Here is an 18,950-nt window from a genome sequence, read left to right as displayed (position 1 = left end):
TTTTTATGCTTGTTGACGGATGGATTCGATTTTCGTATCGGCTGGCTTGGAGTTCAAATGGACGTACGTCCCGGCGACGAACAAGGCACCGCCCACGATATTGCCGAGTGTGGCAAAGACGAGGTTATGCAGCGCCAGACCGATATTAATCGCCTCGGACGGCACATAATAGAGCGCGAGCCCGAAGATGCCCATATTGGCGATCGAGTGCTCGAAACCGGCGGCAAAAAAGACGATGACCGGTAGCATCGTCAGCATGATTTTGGCGACATCATTCTTCGTTTTCAGCGGCATGAAGATGGCGATACACACGAGGATGTTACACAAAATCCCTTTTAAGAAAATCGCGAACGCCTCGCCGCCCATCTTTTTCGCAGCGACGACCGACAACAGGTGATCCGTATCGATGTCACCCATGCTGTGGGCCCCGATGACGAGTCCGACGAGGAGAAGCGCACCGACGAGGTTACCAATCCAACTGATGCCCCAGACGGCCGTCAAATCGCGCCAGTCGACACGTCCGCGTTTCGCGCCCGTATACAAATACATCGTGTTGCTCGTGAACAGCTCGCCGCCCATCCAGACGATGAAGACGAGGGCGACCGAGAAACTCATCCCGGCAAACAGCATCGTCCCGGGAACATCGATGAACATGTTACCGACCGAAAAGGCAAACACGACCCCAATACCGATTAGAAACCCGGCGACGATGGAGCGGAGTGCGTAGTGACCGAACGCATGACGCAACAGCGTCGCTTTTTTATAGGCGGCTTCTTCCATATACTCGACAGCTTGTTTTTCCATTTGAACACGGCCTCCTTTAGACAACTTAAGTCTAGGAGGTCCACTGAAAGTTTGCAATTGTTTTCACAAACTTTTTTGAAAGCCGTTTCAACTGTTCACATCGTTGCCACGAGTTCGACTTTCATGCGGTCGGGATCCTCGAAATAAAGAGCGATATAGTTCGGACCACCGGCGTAAGGGAATCGATCGGCATAGAGCTCCGTGAATCCGTGCTGAGGCAATTCTGAGCGCAGTCGCTCGAGTTGCTCCAATGAGGAGGCATGAAAAGCGAGGTGGTTCAACCCCGTCTTTTTACGATGATAGGGCGGTTCGAGGTGGTCGGCCTCGGTTTGGACGAAGACAAGATACGTGGCGCCGAAGCGATAACTTCGCCCTTCGTCCCATTGTTGATAGACGGTATAGCCGAGCTCGGTGAGAAGCCAGTCCCAAGCGTTGAGACTCTTCGTTAAATCGGAAACGTACAGTTCGACATGGTGCAGCATCGGTCTCATCCTTCCGTCGGACGTTTCAAATGCGTCCGTTTAGTATAATGGTTATTATATAACGAATGCAGGGGGAACCATATGGACAACACGGGGCTTGTCTCGAACATATTGATCGCCGGGAAGACCGGGGTCGGGAAGAGCGCTTTTTTAAATTACATTTATGGGCGTGACGTTGCCGAGTCACGTGCCGGCAGCCCGGTGACGGCCGAAGGACTTCACGAATACGAGTACTACGATCTCGAGCGCGGTATCCTGTTCCGTTTCTTCGATACGTGGGGACTCGAAGCGGACCGGTCCGACGAATGGCATGAAGCGGTCCTCTCCATCGTCAACAAGCGAGAAGGTGCGCTCGATATCGCCGACTGGTTCCATACCATCTATTATTTACTCTCGATCAACTCGGGGCGCGTCGAGGCGTACGAACTCGAATCGATTCTCAAACCGCTCTACGCGAAGCGAAGCAATGTGACGATCATCTTGACGAACTATAACCCAGACAGTGCGATGAACGTCGAGAAGGCGGAAGCGATGGAGGACGTGCTCATGCGCGAACTCGGAATTTCACGGGATGCGATGATTCGCGTCAACAGTGTCGAAAAGAAATTGCTCGGCGGACAAGTCGTGCCGCATATCGGCTATGAAGCGGTGTGGCAACGTAATCGGACCAACCTTTGGAAAGACGTCGAACGAAAACTACCGCATAACTTGACGCGTCATTTATTGACCGAGTTAGAGGCGTGGCGCGCCCGGAGCTATCATTCGGCTGAGACGATTCGCATGATCACCCCGCAAGTGATGATCAGCTGGAAAGCCCGGCAAATCGAAAAAGACTTGGAACGAACGCTCGAAGCGGCCGCTGAGACGACAGAGGCGGCGATGGCCCAAGGCGTTCGGCATTATATTCAATTGATGGAACGCTACCCGCTCGTCGGCGCCCCGTCCGACCTTGTTTTTAAAACGCGTCGGGTCGAGCTCGGGTTTGATTATTCGTTTAACCGGACCGTCCGAAAGATGGTGCTCGGCATGATTCCGGGCGTCCACTTCATTTACTGGGCGTTCAAACGGCGAACGGCGGAGCGCGGCATCAAGAAAGCCGTCAATCAACAGTACGAGCTGGTCAAACAGACGATCGAGCTGGACGTGCACCGCGGATTCGAGGAAGAGATGCGACGGCTCGGCCGGACGCTCAATCAATGAGGAGGAACGGACATGGATAAACAGACCCCATTCAATTTTGATACGTACGATTTGAAGGAAGAGCTCGACCGATTGCGCGGAAAAGTCAAAAAACCGAATATCTTAATCGCGGGAGCGACCGGATCAGGCAAGAGTTCCGTCGTCAACCACGTGTTCGGTCGCGACTTGACGAAAGTGGCCGCCGGTGAACCGGTGACGCGAGGGATTCATCAGTTCATGAGTGATGAGATCGCCATCGTGCTCTACGACAGTGAAGGATATGAAATCGGGAGCGCCCGGCAACAAGCGTATGCCGATGAAGTCATCGGTTTCGTTGAGCGGGCCCAGACGAAAGGGGCGGCCGAACAGATTCATCTCGTCTGGTATGTCATCAACGCCTCGATGAAACGGGTCACCCCGCTCGACCGGGCGCTCATCAAACAGTTGAACGAAGCGACATCGGTCGCCGTCCTGTTGACTCAAATCGACCAAGTCGATGTAGATGAGCTCACGGCCCTCCGACAGGAATTAATGGATGTGGTACCTGAAGAGGCCGTGTTCCAAGTCAGCGTCGCCGCCGAGCTGTTGAATGATCCGGAATTACGGGCCCATCTCGATTGGGAACGTCTTGTCACGTGGTCGGTCGAACAGCTCGATCACTCGCTCCAAGAAGGGTTGCTTATGGAGATTCATGCCGAGAGTGAGGCGATGCTCAAATTGAAGCGGAAGAAGGCGAACCGCATCATCTCGGGTTATGTCGCCAGTGCCGGAACGGCGGCCGCCGTTCCGCTTCCGTTCGCTGATGCGATCGCGCTCACACCGATTCAAGTGACGATGAGCGTTCACTTGTTCCGCTACTGGGGCGTGAAAGCGAACGACGATATGCTGAAGACGCTGATCGGCAGCACCATCATCCCGCAAATCGGACGGGCGCTCTCGAAGACGATTTTACTGAACGTCATGAAATTCTTCCCGGGGGCGAACGCGGCGGCGAGTGTCATCAATGCGACTGTCGCATCAGGCATCACGTGGGCGATCGGCCTCGCCATCAACGAAGTCGCGTACCGGAACGCGATGGACTCATCGAAGACGATTGAGCAACTGCTCGACAGTGACTTTGGCTCGTTGTTCGAAAAGTTCATGGAACAAAATCCAGTGACGAAAAAGAAGTCTTGATTGAACCGGTTTGATACACTGGTCGAGACGAGACAAAAGGGGGAAACGACATGAAGAAACGAATTTACATCACGAGACGATTACCGGAAGAGGCTGTGGCACCGCTACGGGACAAGTACGAGGTCCGCATGTGGGAAGAAGAAGCGAAGAGCGTCCCGCGCGACGTCTTGTTGAAAGAAGCGGCGTCAGCGCATGCGCTCTGGACGATGCTCAGTGATACAATCGACCGGGAAGTGATTGAACAGGCCTCGCAACTCGAAGTCATCTCGAACTTGGCGGTTGGCTATAACAATATCGATATTGGAGCGGCCAAGGAACGCGGCATCGTCGTGACGAACACGCCGGACGTGTTGACAGAGACGACGGCCGATCTCGCGTTCGGATTGATGATGATGACGGCACGTCGGCTCGGGGAAGCAGAACGCGATTTACGAGACGGCGAATGGAAATCGTGGACGCCGATGGGTTACGTCGGGATGGACTTGTATCGGGCCAAACTCGGGATCATCGGCATGGGTCGAATCGGGGAAGCAGTCGCACGTCGGGCCCGCGGCTTCGACATGGATGTGTTGTACCATAATCGGACGCGTCGCCATGAATCGGAATCGATGTATGGCTTCGTCTATGCGGAACTCGACGAGTTGCTCGAACAGTCCGACTTCGTCGTCGTCCTCGCGCCGCTCACCGAAGAGACACGTGGGATGTTAGGCGCAGAGCAGTTCGCGAAAATGAAAGAGACAGCGGTCTTCATCAACGTCGCTCGTGGCGAGATTATCGATGAGACGGCGCTCTATGAAGCACTGAAGGAACGGCGGATTTGGGCGGCGGGACTTGATGTGTTCGCTAAAGAACCGGTGGCGATGGACCATCCACTCTTGACGCTCCCGAACGTGACGACGTTGCCGCATATCGGCAGCGCCTCCATCAAGACAAGGCTTGCCATGATGGCGCTCAATCGGGAAGCCATCGTGAACGTGCTCGAAGGAGAAGAGCCGAAAAACCGATTAACGTAAAACAAGGACCTGACCGGGTTGTGGTCAGGTCCTTGTTGCATCTTGGTTAGAAACGGCGGATATTGTCTGGATCTTCGTAATCGTTTCGGAGGGCCCGGTCATCGAGTCCACGCAACTTGTTCTCACGGTCAGTCAACTCGGATTTTTTATCCAATATGTCCTGCTCGGGGTCGACGGCCCGGTTCGGATTATCACCGACCGATTCATTGTACGGTTTAGAATCGATTTCTAAGCCGTCAGATGAGGGCGACCGATCAGACCGGCTTGTGCCATCGGTCGTACGGTTTGGATCGTTATATGGAGTCGAATCGATTTCGAGACCGTCGGCCGTATGATGGCCTTGGTGGCTCGTATCGTGTCTTGTGTCGTTATACCGTGTCGAATCGACCGTCAGTCCTTCATTGTGGCGACGTTCGAAATCTTCGTCCACATAAATCAAGATTTTTCCGGCCTCGACGTCGCTATAGTGGCGATTTACCTCTTCTTCGCTCAATCCCATATTTCGAAGTCCCGCGTGTACATCCTCATGCCCGCTCAAGAAAGCCCGAACTTTATCGAACCATCCGGTATGGGGCGACGCTTCGGTATGGACGTCTGTCTGATGACGCAAAATTGAGACATTGTCCTCATGCTTGGCGACGACATAGATGTCTGAATCTTTGTAGCCTTTTGCACGCAACTCCTCGACTTTACCGAGTGCCGCGTCTTGCGTGTCATACATGCTGATAAATCGTTTCTCACTCATAGTGTTTTCCTCCTTATAATCGGCGATGGTCTTCTAAGCCAGAATGTCCGCGGACGATCGGGTCCTCTTTCGTGCCACGTGGTTCTTCGTCGTGATCATTGAACGGTTTCGCATCGAAGGCGATGCCGTCCGCATCTTCCCCTTTATCATGGTCGAGCTCACTATCTTTTTTGTACATGTTTGGATAGCGTTCGTACGAATGCTTATCGACGTATAGCAGTAGTTTGCCGGCATCAATTGACGTGTAATACTCTTCAGCCTCCGCGTCGCTGAGTCCCATGTTTCTCAACTCATCGCGAATGCGGTCGCTTCCGTGAAGGAACGCTTTCACACGGTCCAACCAGTTGACATCACGAATCCCCGATTCGGCGTTCACATCGGTGTGGTAACGCAAGGCAGAAATTTCCCCATCCCGCTTGGCTACGACGTGCATGTTTTTCTCTGCTTCCCCAGCTTGCTTGAGTTCATTCACTTTATCCATGACTTCTTGCTCATTATGGAATAACCCAATGATTTTGCGATCCGACATGTTGTGCCTCCTTCGTAATCGTTTATTTGTTAAATCGACGTCACGCTATTAGTAATTTCCGTTCTAACAAAGGTTCAAACAAAAAACGCCATCTCAAGGCGAGAATGGCGTCATCAATAATAAATCATCAATGTTTCGTTTCCGAGATGGCATCGCGTGTTCTTCCAAACGAACTCGACGAGTGTCCACATGGCCATGAATCCACTGATCGCGAGCAGAATGAGCGCATACACAGGCGTCAATTGAATCAAGAATGACCATCCGAGCGAGAACAGGATGGGCTGGGTCAGTAAAACGAACCCGACGTATACGGCAATGATGAGCAAGGCGAATAGAATCCGTCGTCCTAACGTCTGAAAGTGATGGCGAAACCGCGTCAAAAGTCCAAACACGGCACCAGTCAACAACACTGGGAGCACGAATCCGAAGTAGTCGAGCGGATAAGGCGTGGCCGGTGCCGTGAACAAGCGCAAACTGAATACGTCATCCATAACGAGCAACAGATTCGCATAGGCGAACGCTAAAATCATGCCGAGCAGCCAACCGAATTGATTCCAGACGCGACGCGATGATTTGATGGCCTCGATTTTTGTATAGGCCAAAAAGGAGACGTCACGCATCTCGACATCTTGAAGCTTGACCTGGACGTCGTTGAGCCGATCGATGGCCCAGTCGAATTCCCGATTGGCTTGAGTTTTCTCATGCGATTTCAATTCTTCTGACGCCTCGATCATCGTATGGTAGCGACGGCGATACTCTTCGTTCGTCGTCGGTTGTTCGATTAAGAATAAGGCATAGTCCTTCGGGTTTTGCTTGGTCAGCCCCTCTAGCGACTGTTCGTTCTTTTCCGCTTGTCGAATATAGCCCGCTAAACTGTCGAGCAACCGATCGGCTTTCGTCTCATCATTGAGCAGGTCGTGCAAGTGCGTTCGGACTTGATCGTAAAACTGTTGAACGATTGGGTCGTTCGATACGTGTGATTTCAGAAAAATTCCTCTCTTCTCATAGTTGGATTATTCCGGGGGTGGGTCGTTATGCGATAGCGTCAATGATTCGAAGTCCCCTTGTTCGATGCTGCGGATGAGAATCTCACTGCCTCCCATATTCGTCGCTAGCGGAATCGAATACACGTCACAGAGACGCATCAAGGCGCTCACATCGGGTTCGTGCGGCTGGGCCGTCAACGGGTCACGGAAGAAAATAATCATGTCTATCTCGCCTCGGGCGACGGCGGCACCGATTTCTTGGTCCCCGCCAAGCGGTCCGGATTGAAAACAATGGACCGGTAAACCAGTCGCCTCGGCGACGCGCTTCCCGGTTGTGCCGGTCGCGAATAATTGATGTTGTTTCAAGACGTGGGCGTAGGCTTTTACGAGCACAATCAAATCATCTTTTTTCTTATCGTGGGCAATCAGGGCGATGTTCATCTTGATTCCTCCTCAAAAGACTTCTTCTTTTAATTCGTATCACATTTACTGGAGAAAGACACGACTTCTTTCTTATAAGAGCACTTTCTAAAAAACGTTTTGACGAGAATGATTTATAGAGGAATAGGAAATGGCAAGGTTTAGGCAGATGAAAATGTTGGTATTTATACAAAGAGTCAAATAAATGAAATCATTTCAAAAAGAGATTGGAGGAAGATGTTAAATGAACGATACTACTTATAACTTCAACACATTCATGTCATGGCTGCCTGAGCTTTTGCTTGCCTTGGTCATTCTTGTCGTCGGATTCATTTTGGCGAAAGTTCTTGAAAATGTGACGCGCAAAGCGCTTCGCAAAGCACGTCTTGACGACCGTGTAGGGGTAAAACAAGAAGGTGAACCCGGAAAGCCTAGAAGAGAGGAAAAGCGGTGGACGCCTGAACGCATCATCGCAAAAGTCGTCTTCTTCGGCGTACTGCTTCTCGCATTCTTAATTATCTTTGAATTCTTGAACGTACCAGCTGTCGCTCAACCGTTCAGTCAAATCTATGCCGGCTTCTCTGGCTTGATCACAGGCGTGATTAAAGCAGGTCTCATCCTGCTCGTCGCATGGATTATCGCCACGCTCTTGAAGAAAGGGATTCAAATGGCAGGTCATCGTCTCAACTTGAACAAGTTGATGGAGAAGACAGGCCAAGAGTCGACTAGTGTCAATCAGACGAAATGGGTTGACACGGTCGCCAATATCGTCTTTTACCTTGTCCTATTGTTAGCTCTTCCAGCGGTACTCGATGCGCTTGGGTTACGAGGCATCAGCGGTCCGTTTGAAGACTTGTTGAACAGTTTCCTTGCCTTCATTCCAAAACTTGTCGCTGCAGCCCTTATCTTCGCGATTGGTTATGTCGTTGCGAAAATCGTCCGCGATATTTTGACGAAGTTCTTGGAAGCGGCAGGTCTTAACCGCTTCGCCGAGAAACTTCACTTGGCTGATTACGTGAAAGGGTCAAGTCTCGCAAAAGCGGTTGGAACGATCGTCTTCATCTTGATTATGATTCCGGTCACGATTTCAGCGCTTGAAGCACTTGATGTTCGTGGAATTTCAGATCCGGCCATCTCGATGCTCAATGATGTCTTGGCGATGATTCCGAATATCATCGTGGCAATCGTCTTGATTCTCGCCGGTGTGTTTATTGCCAAGTGGTTGAAAGGTGTCGTCGTGTCTCTCCTTGAGAACTTGGGCGTCAACTCACTCGCTAGCAAAATGGGTCTCGGTGGCCGCTCAACATCATCGACATCGATTGCACAAGTCATCGGAACCATCGTTCAAATCATCATCATCTTGTTGTTCGTATCAGAGGCACTTCAAGTCGCGAACCTCGACTTTATGGCTTCGCTCGCAACAGCAATCTTCGCATACTTGCCAATGGTCATCGCAGCCATCGTCATCTTGGCGGTCGGTTTCTGGCTCGCGAACATGGCAGAGCGTCTCGTCGGTAGCGTGCTCGTAGATGGAGCTGGCCAACCGAGCGTCTTGCGCCACGTCGCGAAATACGCGATTCTTGGAATCGCTTTCTTCATGGCAATCAGCCAACTTGGCATCGCGCCAATGATCGTCAATACGGCATTCTTGCTCATCCTCGGTGCAGTTGCCCTCGCCTTCGGTCTTGCCTTCGGTCTTGGTGGACGCGAGACAGCAGCTCGCTACTTGAAGAAAGCGGAGAAACGAATTGATGAGACAGAAGTATCGAAAGAAGGTCTCGAGCAAGAAAAAGCCCAAATGAATCAAGAAGCCGAAGCTGCGAAGCAACAGGCGAAACAAGGTGTGGAGCAGTCGAAACGTGAAGCGAATCAAACGAAACAAGAGTTGAAACGCGAAACGAATCGTCCCCAAACCCCACAATCTGATGTGACGAACGTAGACGGTCCAGAGCCGAACCCGTTCCATGACAACATCACACCAGATCAAGATAACCGTTCACTTGATGACAACGAAGGTCCACTTCGTCCATAACAGTGAAGGACGGGTCCCTGTACAGGGGCCCGTTTTGTTTTGCTGTAAAATGGTGTCACTTTTGTCGATATAATAAGAAACAGGTCGGTAAGAAGGCAGGAGTGACATACATATGTTCAAACAGTTTCAACGTACGCTCATTATGAACTACATATGGGGATCAGGCATCGCTGTGTTTGGGGTCGGGGGACTGTTTATTTTTCAGACGCTCAGTCTTTCCCCGGCCGAGATGCTCATCTTGGCCGTCATCATGGGGTTGTCGGGCATGACGATGATTGGGCTTGAATTACTCCTCTATCGGCGTCACATTCGTCCTATCTATCACGTGTTCCATACGGATGCACCGACCTATGAGGCGTTACAACAAGCGTTCAATCAGACGAGTCACTTTCCCACGTTGACGGTAAAGCGGATTCTTGGTCCGCACTTATTCGGGTTATCCGTTCCAGCGATGAGTTTGACGGCATTTGCCATTCACCAAGGCTGGATCGACCTCCCGTATCGGTTGATTGGTTTGGCGGCATTCGGCGCCATCTTGATTGCCATCTTACACGCGCTTATCGAATTCTTTTTGACGTACCGGTCGGTGGAAACGCTCTTGCTCCAATTGCAAGAGATGAGCCATCGCCTACATCAACGTCCGCTGCAAGCGACGTATCGGTCCATCAGCGTCCGAACGAAGTTGTTGATTAGCATGCTCGTCATCGGGGTCTTCCCGGTCGCATTGTTCATTTTAGCGTCAGGAGTGCAGCTGTCGACGGTAGAACAAGCCGATGCGTATTGGCAGTGGGCGGCTTTGATTTTGGTCGTCATCATCGGAGTTGCGACGTTCAGTAGTTTTTTGTTGTATGACAACATCAAGCGTCCAATCGGGGCCTTGACCGAAGGGGTCGCCGCATTGGATGCCGGACGGTTGAACACAATCGACAACCCTTACTCCGATGAGTTCGCCCAACTCGTCACCGGGTTCAACCAAATGGTGACGAACGTCACGTACCGTGATCAGGAAAACGAACAACTGTTAAATAGCCTATTTGTTTTGTTCGCCGCGACACTCGATGCCCGCGATTCGTATACGGCCGGACATTCTGAGCGGGTGGCCGCCTATTCAGTCGAATTGGCACAGGCACTTCAGTTGCCGAATGAACAGATTGAACTGCTCCGCAAATCGGCGTTGCTACACGATATCGGGAAAATTGGGATTCGTGACGATGTGCTGTTGAAAGAAGGAAAGTTGACGGACCATGAGTTCGCCCAGATTCAAGAGCATCCGACAATCGGCATTCATATATTGAATCAAATCGCCTTGCCCGAGTCACTGCAACCGATTATGGCCGGGGTCCGGTCTCACCATGAACGGATTGACGGGCGCGGATATCCGGACGGATTGGTCGGAGAACGTATTCCGCTCTTCGGTCGCATCATGGCGATTGCCGACGCGTATGACGCCATGACATCGGACCGTCCGTATCGGAAGGGGATGCCTGTCGAAAAAGCACTCTCGATTCTCGAGAGTGGACGTGGTACCCAGTGGGATGCCGCATTCGTCGACGTGTTCGTTCAATTACGACGTCAGGCCGTCTCTGCCTAAACAAACAAGTCCGCCCAAATCGGGCGGACTTGTTTGTTAGAGAAACGCATCAACGAGATACACCCCGGCGATGCCGCCGATGACGACGAGCATCAAGTTGGCCCGGAGTAATGCGAGCGCTGCGGCGACCATCCCACCCGCTAAAGCGGACGTGAGACTGTTCGTCGCCTGTAGGATGCCCGGAAAAATCAGGCTGGCGAGCACCGCATAAGGCGTGAACAGTAAAAATCGCTTCAAGAGCGGCGGCAACTTGACGTCCCGGAGCCAAAGCAGCGGAACGAGCCGCGGGATGTATGTGACGAACGCCATGGCAAGGACGAGCAAAAACAGACTGATCATACCTCATCCTCCTTGTATACGAAAGCGCCGATGCCGGCTGCGACCATCGTGGCCAAGATGATGCTCAAACCGGACGACAGCGGGATGAATGGAGAGACGCCGAAGTAGAGAATGGCTTGAGTCAAGACGGCGATTGCAGCTACGACGATGACCGGTTTGCGGGTAAGGGATGGGACGAGTAGGCCGATGAACATGGCGTACAAGGCGATGCCCATACTCGTTTGGACCGAGGCGGGCAAGCCGAAGGCGAGAAAGACGCCAATCCATGTCCCGACGTTCCAAGCCAAGAAGGCAATCATGTTTAGCCCGAGCACAAAGTGGCCGCGCGTCGACTCGTCACGCGTCGAGGCGACACTGAACGTCTCATCGGTCACGCCGAACGCGATGGCGGCCAGAAATCGATTCGAGGTCGTCTCGAGACGTTGGGACAACGACGCCGACATCAGGAAGTGCCGTAAGTTCAGGATGAACGTCGTCAAGATAATCTCCCAATACATCGAACCGGCCATAATCAACTGGACACCGATGAACTGACTGGCACCGGCAAAGATGAATAAGGACATGGCAAGCGTGATGACGTTTGGCATATCGAATGATTTCGCAAGCAGGCCGAAGGCGATGGCAATCGGGATGTAGCCGACGGCGACGGGAATGCCGGCACGCATGCCAGAACGGAAGGCGTCCTTATTCGGAATCGGTGTCATTTGAGAGACCGGGGTTGCCATGAGACCTCCTCCATTTCATAGATGATTTAATGTGGATTCGAGATTGGGTCACGCTTTCCTGCTCGAAACTAAAAAAATAGGGTATATAAAGGCGATAAGGAGCGTGAATGTATGAGTCGAGCTGAAGAATTTATCGCATCGTATCATCGGATTGAGGATTACTTGAGTCGAGAGATGGGGGACGGCCAGCATTTCAGTTTCAGCAACATGGTTAACCGTCTTGCCAAACATAATCCGATTATTGACAGGTATAAAGAAGATTTACATCAAATGAGTCAGTTGCGGAACGCCATCGTCCACGAACGGCGGGAGCCGGACTTCATCATCGCTGAACCGCATGACTCGATCGTCAATTTGATTCTCGAAGTGGAGAAAGAACTGCTCCATCCGCGTCAAGTCATCCCGCTGTTCCGTAAAATCGTGACGACGTTTGACGCCGACGATTCGCTCGTCGCCGTGCTCGGCGAGATTCGAGACAAGAATTATTCGCAGTTCCCTGTCTATAACCAAGACGGGTCGTGGCGTGGGTTGTTGACGAAAAAAGGAGTGACCAGTTGGCTCGCCGAAACGGTCGACGGGCCGCATGTGTCACTCGAAGGCGTTCAAGTCAAGCACGTACTCCAACACGACCCGCACCGGCGACGGTACCGATTTATCGCGCAAGAGACGTCGGTCATCGAGGCGCACCATCATTTCATTAGTATGAAGGATGGCGTCCGTCTCGATGCCTTGCTCATTACCGAGACGGGACAAGAAGATGAGCCGTTACTCGGGATTATCCGACCACAAGATATTTTATACGTCATCGGTTGAGGCGCCGTGCTCGATGGCGACCTCATATTGAGTGACCGTGTTTCCGAGGACGATGGGCTTCACTTCAGAAGTGCCGTCGTCCCGTTTTTTGTGGGCATGTTTATACGCACCGCTATCGCGCCAATTCTCAAAGCTCGCCGCGTCGCGCCACGTCGTTATGATGACGACCTGATCTTTCGTCTCATCCGATGTATCCGTCAACACTTGCATCCGGATGAATCCATCCATCGACTCGATGCCTTTCGTCGTTTGGAAACGGGCGGTGACCGCCTCAATCTTCCCTTTTTCAACGTCTAGTTTGTTCATGACAATCCACATGCACATGTCCTCCTCTGCGATATCGTACGGGTTCATTATACATGGAACACGATCGATGCCTCGCTCGAGATGCTCGCATCAACGTTCGGCCCACCACTCCTCGAACGTCCAATTTTGTTGTTTCATCGTTGTCGCTTCTTTCACACCGACGTACCGTAGATGCCATGGCTCGTAGTTGTAACCGGTGATTTTCTCTTTGCCTTTCGGATAGCGGACGATAAATCCGTAACGGTGTGCCTGTTGGAGCATCCATTTGCCTTCTGGGGTCTGGTCGAACGAGGCATAGAGTCCCATCTGCATGCGTGCACTCGTCATATCGACGGCGAGGCCGGTTTGATGCTCACTATATCCAGGACGGGCGACATATTTTGAGGCGTACGCCGTGCCTCGCGTGTTGACCCAATACGTATAAAGTGATTTTTGAGTGGCGTAGGAGCGATAGGCGCTGAGGGCATACAACGTGTGGCCTTCTTTTCGCCCGGCGTAATAGAGGAGGGCTAGCGCGTGAGCGGCTTCAGCGGCCATGAGGGTTCGCTCGCTTCCTTTCGTGTAGACGGTCGGGATGGTCAACGTGACGAGTTGCCGCGAACGATACGTGCTCGAGAGGCCGTGTTGTTTATTGACGAGTCGAATCCGTTCCGCAGGCGCAAGTTTCGGGATGCCAGCTTTCAAGTTGCTCGACGGAGTATAGTAGCGTGTGCCATCGATATAGACGTTTGACCAACTGCGATTATACATCGTGTAACGGACAGGTGTGTTCGTGGACAGCGTCTTGGCGACCGGGGACGCTTGCATGGCCCGCCAGTACAGTTTCGTCGTTTTAATCGTGTAGCCTGGCTGGGGTGACGGGGTTGCGGCGGAAGTGGATATGACGGGAAAGATGAGTATCAGGACGAGGAGTACACGGATGAGTTTCATGAGGATGACCTCCTTTTGAGTCGTTGCTCTTCTTTTCCCTTTTTTTCAAATGATGAAAAGATAACGAATCAGGGAATAAGAGATAAATCGTCTCCGTCTCTTGACCTGAAGCGTGTACTGCCTGAGCCCGATGTGCCGGCAGCCCAAAAAAGATACACTTATCGTGTAGGAAAGAGATGGATCGAAGTATCGAAAGGAGTGAGCGCATATGGAACTCATTTTTGGTTTACCATTGTTATTGCTTGTCCTATTCTTTGCCTTTTTGTATTTCAACATCAAAGGGCTATCGAGTATGTGGAAAGATTACAATCGGACGAAATCGATGATTCCTCTCGGATTCTTCATCATCGGGATTATCGGGATTTTCACCGGCGTCTGGACGTGGCTCGTCATCTTGATTTACTATGCCGTCCGTCCAAAAGCTTGACCGGACACCATGTGCGAAAGTGCATGGTGTTTTTTTGCTATACTGAGGACGAGGTGTTGTCATGGATAAATTGATTAAGGCGTGGTTCATCATCACGCTCATTACGTTTGTGCTTTTTAAGCTAGGTGAGACGATGACCGCCGCTTATACGGAACCGGCGGGCGAGGGGAATCCGTACGTACTCGTTTTGCTGGTCGGTTGGCCGTTCGTCCTTTTGTTCATTTGGATTACGATTCGGCTCGCGCAGCGCACCGTCGCGTCGGTAAACCGTTTGGCGCGAATCGGTCTCTTGGTGGGGAGTCTCGTCATGGCGGGAGTCAGTTTCTATATTAACGCCGAGCAGGCTGCTTCGCTCCGCGCAGGCATCCGTGCTTCTGAGAACGCGGCCTATGCGTCAGGGTGGAATCAGTTCACGAACATCATTTATGCGAACCAATTGACGTTTTTCGTTTTGACGGTCAGTTGTATGGCACTTGGAGTGGCGTTTTCCTTCGTCACCCGCAAACAAACGAACGAGGAACGGCTCAACTAGCCGTTCCTCGTTCGTTTGTTTAGCTTAGTTTACTTTGATACAGGAGGGCGTAGCGGTCGGCCGCGATGATGGCATCGGCGACTTGTTCTGGGGTCACATCGAATCCGCTATGAATCGTCTCGCCTTCTGCGGTCGCGGCTTGGCCGACTTTTAGGATGTCCTCGCGGGAAGCATCTTTCAATTTCACGTCTTCAAGCGTGACCGGCAAATCGAGCGCCATATACAAGGCGACGTAGCGGTCAAACTCTGCCTGCGTCCGGCCTTCGAGTGCGAGTTGGACGAGTGTACCGAAGGCGACTTTTTCGCCGTGCGTCAAATGGTGAATGTCGCCATGCAGGGCCGTGAATCCGTTATGGATGGCATGCGCAGCGGCTAATCCACCACTCTCGAACCCGAGACCGCTCAAGAGCGTGTTCGCTTCGACGACGGACTCGAGTGCCGGCGTGACAACTTTGGCTTTTACGGATTCGTAAGCTAAAATCCCGTAATCGAACAGCACTTCTTCACAGCGTTTGGCAATTGCCTCCGCGGCAATGGTCGGGACACCGCCCGCCATCGTTTTTCCCCCAAAGGCGAGGACGCTTCGAACCTCGACCCATGTCGCGAGCGCGTCGGCAATTCCTGAGGCGAGGAAACGAGCCGGGGCCTCAGCAATCAGTTTCGTGTCGACGAGAACCAAATCCGGATTCTTTTTATAGAACCGATACGTCTCAAAGTTTCCTTCATCCGTATAGATGACAGAGAGGGCACTCGTCGGCGCATCCGTCGAAGCGATGGTCGGTACGATCACGATGCGGGCATCTAGTTCGTCAGCGACGGCTTTGGCCGTATCGAGCGTTTTTCCGCCGCCCATCCCGATGACGACTGCGGTATGGCTCTCTGCGGCCGCTTTGGCAATCCGTTCAATCTCGTGACGCGAAGCCTCCCCGACGAAATCAGCCTTCTCAGCGTTGACGCCGCTCGCTTTAAGTGAATCGGTCACCCGCTCCCCAATCAAGCGCCAGACGATGTCATCGGCGATGAGCAGCGCCTGTGACCCGAAGTGACCGACATGGTCCCCAATCCGATCGATTGTATTCTTGCCTTGCACGTACTTGGCTGGACTGATAAATACACGTTCTGACATATTCAACATCCTTTCTGAAGTAACGGTAGCGATAGGGCAACAGTAGATTTGTTCCCGATTCAACTCTAGCTTCAAACAGTCATCCTTGTGACAGCTCCGTGAATCCAACCTGAACATCGTTCACAGCCCACTCATCATCACGAGTAACACAATTAAAACGGCGACGGCAAGAAATCCCCAATCGAGTACGTATTTCATCACAATCGTTCCCTTCTACTATTATGTGATGAGTATAGATGATTGGCAGGCGGACGCCATTTCCAAAATCGGACCAGGTCAAAAAAAGACCGACGTCGCAGGTCCAGAGGTTTGAATGGAGCCAGAGCGGGAACAACTCTTTCGTATGCTTAATTTAGAAGGAGGAATTTTCAATGTCTAAACATGTACTGATTGTCACGACGTCTGCCGATCAATTAGAAAACGGTCACGCGACAGGGCTTTGGCTCGAGGAATTTGCTGCACCGTACCTTCAATTTGAGAAGCAAGGCTATAAAGTCACAGTAGCGAGCATCGAAGGCGGAGACGTGCCAATCGATGCGAACAGCTTAGAGGGCGAATTGCCGCAAGAGGTGTTGGATACGCAGCATCTATTGAAAGATACAGCCCGACTTGATCAAGTGGCGGATGACACGTATGACGCTGTTTTCCTTCCGGGTGGGCATGGGACGGTCGTCGACTTCCCGAACAGTGAGACGCTACAGCGTGTCATCCGTGACACGTATGAAGGTGGAAACGTCGTCGCAGCCGTCTGTCATGGCCCGATCGGTCTCGTCAACGTCAAGTTAAGCAACGGAGAACCGCTCGTCAAAGACAAGCGCGTGACAGGATTCACGGACGCAGAAGAGCGCGAGATGCAGCTCGACTCAGCGGTGCCGTTCCTACTTGAATCAGCAATGCGTGAGCGCGGTGGGAAATTCGATAACGCCGACAACTGGGCCGTCAATGTAGCCGTGGACGAGCGCCTTGTCACGGGTCAGAACCCGCAGTCGTCAGAACAAGTCGGCGCGGAAATCGTCAAATTGCTTGGATAATCGTAACGACAGCTTAGAAATCATTTCTAAGCTGTCTTTTTTTCGGACATATGTCCTTTTCAAAGCGCTCCATCTCACGTACAGTCAGACGAGGAGATAGGAGGGGAACTTGTTTGGGAATTTTATTTGCCGTGCTCTCGGGCACGTTCATCGCGCTGCAAGGTATTTTTAACGCTAAGCTCGGTTACGCGGTCGGCGCCTGGTTGTCGGTCACAGTCGTCCATCTCGTCGGTCTCGTGCTCGCACTCCTCATTTATGCGTTCAAACGGGATGCAGATTTGACAGCGTTTCGGCGCGTGCCTTGGTATTACAGCCTCGGCGGGTTGTTCGGAGTCTTCGTCGTCTTCGGGGAATTGACAGCCATTCAACAGCTCGGTGTCACGTGGGCCATTTGCGTCTTGCTCGTCGCCCAATTGATTGGCGCATTCTTGATTGATGTGAACGGGTGGTTCGGTGTGAAGCAGAAACCTGTCAATCAAGGTCAGCTTATGGGGCTCGCTTTAATGATCATCGGGATTGGGATTTACACGTTCACGTAAGGAGGAGCCAGATGAGAGTAGAAACAGCGTTAACACGGCTCGGGTGGGCCCATCTGTTTTCAGGACAAACGTTAGAGGCGTCGACAATCATGACCTATCCGTCCGGGGCGATGCTCTGCACGAATGGTAACCCGATTGAGTCACTCTTCGTCGTGTTGTCGGGACGTGTCAAAATCTATACGTTAAGCGAGGAAGGCAAGTTGCGCTTACTGCGTTTAAAGATGGCCCCGACGTTGATTGGAGATATCGAATATGCGAGTGGACGCAACGTTCTCCACACGGTCGAGACGGTCGGCCCGGTGACGTGTCTGCGCATCCCATTCGATGTGTTGCGCACACATAACAGGACGATTGAATTTACGGAGCACCTTCTCCGCGGCGTGTCTGATAAGTTGTTCATCGAGGCGAACGCCTCATCGAACCATCTCATGTCGACGCTCGAAGAACGGTTGGCGGGTTATCTCGTCTCGCTCAGCGAGTCAGGGAATGAGTTGTTCCAAGATGAGATGAGTCAGTTGAAGCGAAAAGAAGTCGCGGAATGGCTCGGGACGAGCTATCGCCATTTGAACCGGACGTTACAGGCATTCGCGGATGAGGGACTCGTCGAGAAAACACGGACGCAAGTGACGATTTTAGATGCGACTCGATTAAAAGAACGTGCCAATGGCATGTTGTACGAATAAGGAGGCAATTCATGATAGTAGGAATTATTTGTTCGGCAGTGGCCGGTGCGTTCATTAGTGTCCAAGCGGCGGTTAATGCAAAAATGAACATCTATTTAGGCGCCTGGGCGACGACGGTGCTCGTCTTTATTGTCGGGCTAATCGGTTCGCTGATCCCACTCATTTTATTTGGCGGCAATCTGCAGGGACTGTTTGATATCTCTCCGATTTACGCGCTCGGCGGTCTGCTCGGTGTCGGTGTCGTCTTCTGTGTCATGCGAAGCATTCAATTGCTCGGACCGACCTTATCGGTGTCGATTATTCTCGTCTCTCAATTGATTTGGGCACTTGGTGTCGACTTGTCCGGAGCGTTCGGAATGCCACAGTTGTCATTGTCCCCAGGTCAGGTCATCGGACTGATGGTGCTACTTCTCGGTGTCATCGTCTTCAAGCAGTCACAAGCAACGGCTCTTCAGCAAGAAAGTTCAAACGAAGCGACTTCACGTTGAAGTGGCTTCTTTTTGAGCAAAACGGGTACAGGTGGATAAAGAATCTCTGATAGG

General features: G+C 52.0%; 23 protein-coding genes. 12 read left to right on the top strand and 11 right to left on the bottom strand.

All coding sequences use genetic code 11. The features are described from left to right. Window positions 1–3: 3 nt before the first annotated feature. Window positions 4–804, bottom strand: a complete 801-nt coding sequence (locus KNP85_RS05000; protein WP_214801728.1) for a formate/nitrite transporter family protein — start codon at window positions 802–804, stop codon at window positions 4–6. Window positions 805–899: 95 nt separating this feature from the next. Continuing rightward, a complete protein-coding gene (locus KNP85_RS04995) occupies window positions 900–1,286 on the bottom strand; it encodes a VOC family protein (RefSeq protein WP_214718672.1) in 387 nt (128 codons plus the stop codon). Window positions 1,287–1,367: 81 nt separating this feature from the next. On the opposite strand from KNP85_RS04995, the gene KNP85_RS04990 reads away from it, so the two are divergent. The 3 genes from KNP85_RS04990 to KNP85_RS04980 are packed head-to-tail and all read left to right on the top strand — an operon-like array spanning window position 1,368 to window position 4,654. Then, window positions 1,368–2,486: a GTPase gene (locus tag KNP85_RS04990; RefSeq protein WP_214718671.1), complete on the top strand. Its 1,119-nt coding sequence runs from the start codon at window positions 1,368–1,370 to the stop codon at window positions 2,484–2,486. Between the two features lie 12 nt (window positions 2,487–2,498). After that, the gene (locus tag KNP85_RS04985) at window positions 2,499–3,641 is read left to right on the top strand and encodes a YcjF family protein (RefSeq protein ID WP_214799430.1); all 1,143 of its coding nucleotides are present in this window, start codon (window positions 2,499–2,501) and stop codon (window positions 3,639–3,641) included. Window positions 3,642–3,691: 50 nt separating this feature from the next. Further along, window positions 3,692–4,654, top strand: a complete 963-nt coding sequence (locus KNP85_RS04980; protein WP_214708328.1) for a 2-hydroxyacid dehydrogenase — start codon at window positions 3,692–3,694, stop codon at window positions 4,652–4,654. Between the two features lie 46 nt (window positions 4,655–4,700). On the opposite strand, the gene KNP85_RS04975 is transcribed toward KNP85_RS04980, so the two are convergent. From KNP85_RS04975 to mgsA, 4 genes are all read right to left on the bottom strand, one after another. Next, complete coding sequence (locus KNP85_RS04975) at window positions 4,701–5,399, bottom strand: YflT domain-containing protein (protein ID WP_214801726.1); 699 nt, start codon at window positions 5,397–5,399, stop codon at window positions 4,701–4,703. A 13-nt stretch (window positions 5,400–5,412) separates the two neighbouring features. Further along, a complete protein-coding gene (locus KNP85_RS04970) occupies window positions 5,413–5,928 on the bottom strand; it encodes a YflT domain-containing protein (RefSeq protein ID WP_214801723.1) in 516 nt (171 codons plus the stop codon). A gap of 113 nt (window positions 5,929–6,041) precedes the next feature. After that, a complete protein-coding gene (locus KNP85_RS04965) occupies window positions 6,042–6,851 on the bottom strand; it encodes a hypothetical protein (protein ID WP_251130268.1) in 810 nt (269 codons plus the stop codon). 90 nt (window positions 6,852–6,941) lie between these two features. Beyond that, window positions 6,942–7,355: a methylglyoxal synthase gene (gene mgsA, locus KNP85_RS04960; RefSeq protein WP_214718660.1), complete on the bottom strand. Its 414-nt coding sequence runs from the start codon at window positions 7,353–7,355 to the stop codon at window positions 6,942–6,944. A gap of 223 nt (window positions 7,356–7,578) precedes the next feature. Between mgsA and KNP85_RS04955 the strand changes: the two genes are divergently transcribed. Further along, complete coding sequence (locus KNP85_RS04955) at window positions 7,579–9,366, top strand: mechanosensitive ion channel (RefSeq protein ID WP_214801720.1); 1,788 nt, start codon at window positions 7,579–7,581, stop codon at window positions 9,364–9,366. 112 nt (window positions 9,367–9,478) lie between these two features. Continuing rightward, complete coding sequence (locus KNP85_RS04950; RefSeq protein WP_214801717.1) at window positions 9,479–10,957, top strand: HD domain-containing phosphohydrolase; 1,479 nt, start codon at window positions 9,479–9,481, stop codon at window positions 10,955–10,957. A gap of 36 nt (window positions 10,958–10,993) precedes the next feature. Here the strand turns inward: KNP85_RS04950 and KNP85_RS04945 are convergent, their stop codons facing one another. Then, on the bottom strand, window positions 10,994–11,296 hold the full coding sequence (locus KNP85_RS04945) for an AzlD domain-containing protein (protein WP_214718657.1): 303 nt from the start codon (window positions 11,294–11,296) through the stop codon (window positions 10,994–10,996). Next, window positions 11,293–12,021: an AzlC family ABC transporter permease gene (locus KNP85_RS04940; protein ID WP_214718656.1), complete on the bottom strand. Its 729-nt coding sequence runs from the start codon at window positions 12,019–12,021 to the stop codon at window positions 11,293–11,295. Before KNP85_RS04940 ends, KNP85_RS04945 begins: the two co-directional genes overlap by 4 nt. A 111-nt stretch (window positions 12,022–12,132) precedes the next feature. Between KNP85_RS04940 and KNP85_RS04935 the strand changes: the two genes are divergently transcribed. Beyond that, window positions 12,133–12,834 (top strand): CBS domain-containing protein, encoded by a 702-nt coding sequence (locus tag KNP85_RS04935; protein WP_214718655.1) that lies wholly within the window; start codon window positions 12,133–12,135, stop codon window positions 12,832–12,834. Here the strand turns inward: KNP85_RS04935 and KNP85_RS04930 are convergent. Continuing rightward, window positions 12,817–13,152: an antibiotic biosynthesis monooxygenase gene (locus KNP85_RS04930; protein ID WP_214801714.1), complete on the bottom strand. Its 336-nt coding sequence runs from the start codon at window positions 13,150–13,152 to the stop codon at window positions 12,817–12,819. The two genes, KNP85_RS04935 and KNP85_RS04930, sit on opposite strands and share 18 nt — an antisense overlap. A 78-nt stretch (window positions 13,153–13,230) precedes the next feature. Further along, entirely contained in the window at window positions 13,231–14,070 is an 840-nt protein-coding gene (locus tag KNP85_RS04925) for a M15 family metallopeptidase (RefSeq protein WP_214801711.1), read from the bottom strand. A 208-nt stretch (window positions 14,071–14,278) separates the two neighbouring features. On the opposite strand from KNP85_RS04925, the gene KNP85_RS04920 reads away from it, so the two are divergent. Then, window positions 14,279–14,497 carry a hypothetical protein gene (locus tag KNP85_RS04920; protein ID WP_021067968.1) on the top strand — a complete coding sequence of 73 codons (219 nt, stop codon included), beginning with the start codon at window positions 14,279–14,281 and terminating at the stop codon, window positions 14,495–14,497. 61 nt (window positions 14,498–14,558) lie between these two features. Continuing rightward, window positions 14,559–15,029: a hypothetical protein gene (locus KNP85_RS04915; protein WP_214801708.1), complete on the top strand. Its 471-nt coding sequence runs from the start codon at window positions 14,559–14,561 to the stop codon at window positions 15,027–15,029. Window positions 15,030–15,048: 19 nt separating this feature from the next. Here KNP85_RS04915 and KNP85_RS04910 read toward each other — a convergent pair whose 3' ends face one another. Continuing rightward, the gene (locus tag KNP85_RS04910) at window positions 15,049–16,155 is read right to left on the bottom strand and encodes a glycerol dehydrogenase (protein WP_214718643.1); all 1,107 of its coding nucleotides are present in this window, start codon (window positions 16,153–16,155) and stop codon (window positions 15,049–15,051) included. 371 nt (window positions 16,156–16,526) lie between these two features. Here KNP85_RS04910 and KNP85_RS04905 point away from each other — a divergent pair, with 371 nt between their 5' ends. The 4 genes from KNP85_RS04905 (at window position 16,527) to KNP85_RS04890 (ending at window position 18,896) form a co-directional block, all read left to right on the top strand. Further along, complete coding sequence (locus KNP85_RS04905; protein ID WP_021067971.1) at window positions 16,527–17,186, top strand: type 1 glutamine amidotransferase domain-containing protein; 660 nt, start codon at window positions 16,527–16,529, stop codon at window positions 17,184–17,186. Between the two features lie 113 nt (window positions 17,187–17,299). Then, complete coding sequence (locus KNP85_RS04900) at window positions 17,300–17,725, top strand: DMT family transporter (protein ID WP_214718641.1); 426 nt, start codon at window positions 17,300–17,302, stop codon at window positions 17,723–17,725. 11 nt (window positions 17,726–17,736) lie between these two features. Next, complete coding sequence (locus KNP85_RS04895) at window positions 17,737–18,408, top strand: Crp/Fnr family transcriptional regulator (RefSeq protein ID WP_214718639.1); 672 nt, start codon at window positions 17,737–17,739, stop codon at window positions 18,406–18,408. Window positions 18,409–18,419: 11 nt separating this feature from the next. Beyond that, complete coding sequence (locus KNP85_RS04890) at window positions 18,420–18,896, top strand: DMT family transporter (protein WP_214718638.1); 477 nt, start codon at window positions 18,420–18,422, stop codon at window positions 18,894–18,896. Window positions 18,897–18,950: the final 54 nt, after the last annotated feature.

Source organism: Exiguobacterium sp. s194 (assembly GCF_018618275.1).
In the GTDB taxonomy this organism is placed as follows: Bacteria; Bacillota; Bacilli; order Exiguobacteriales; family Exiguobacteriaceae; genus Exiguobacterium; species Exiguobacterium chiriqhucha.
Note: the sequence above shows the minus strand (reverse complement) of the source record. Positions and strands in the feature narration are given on the sequence as shown.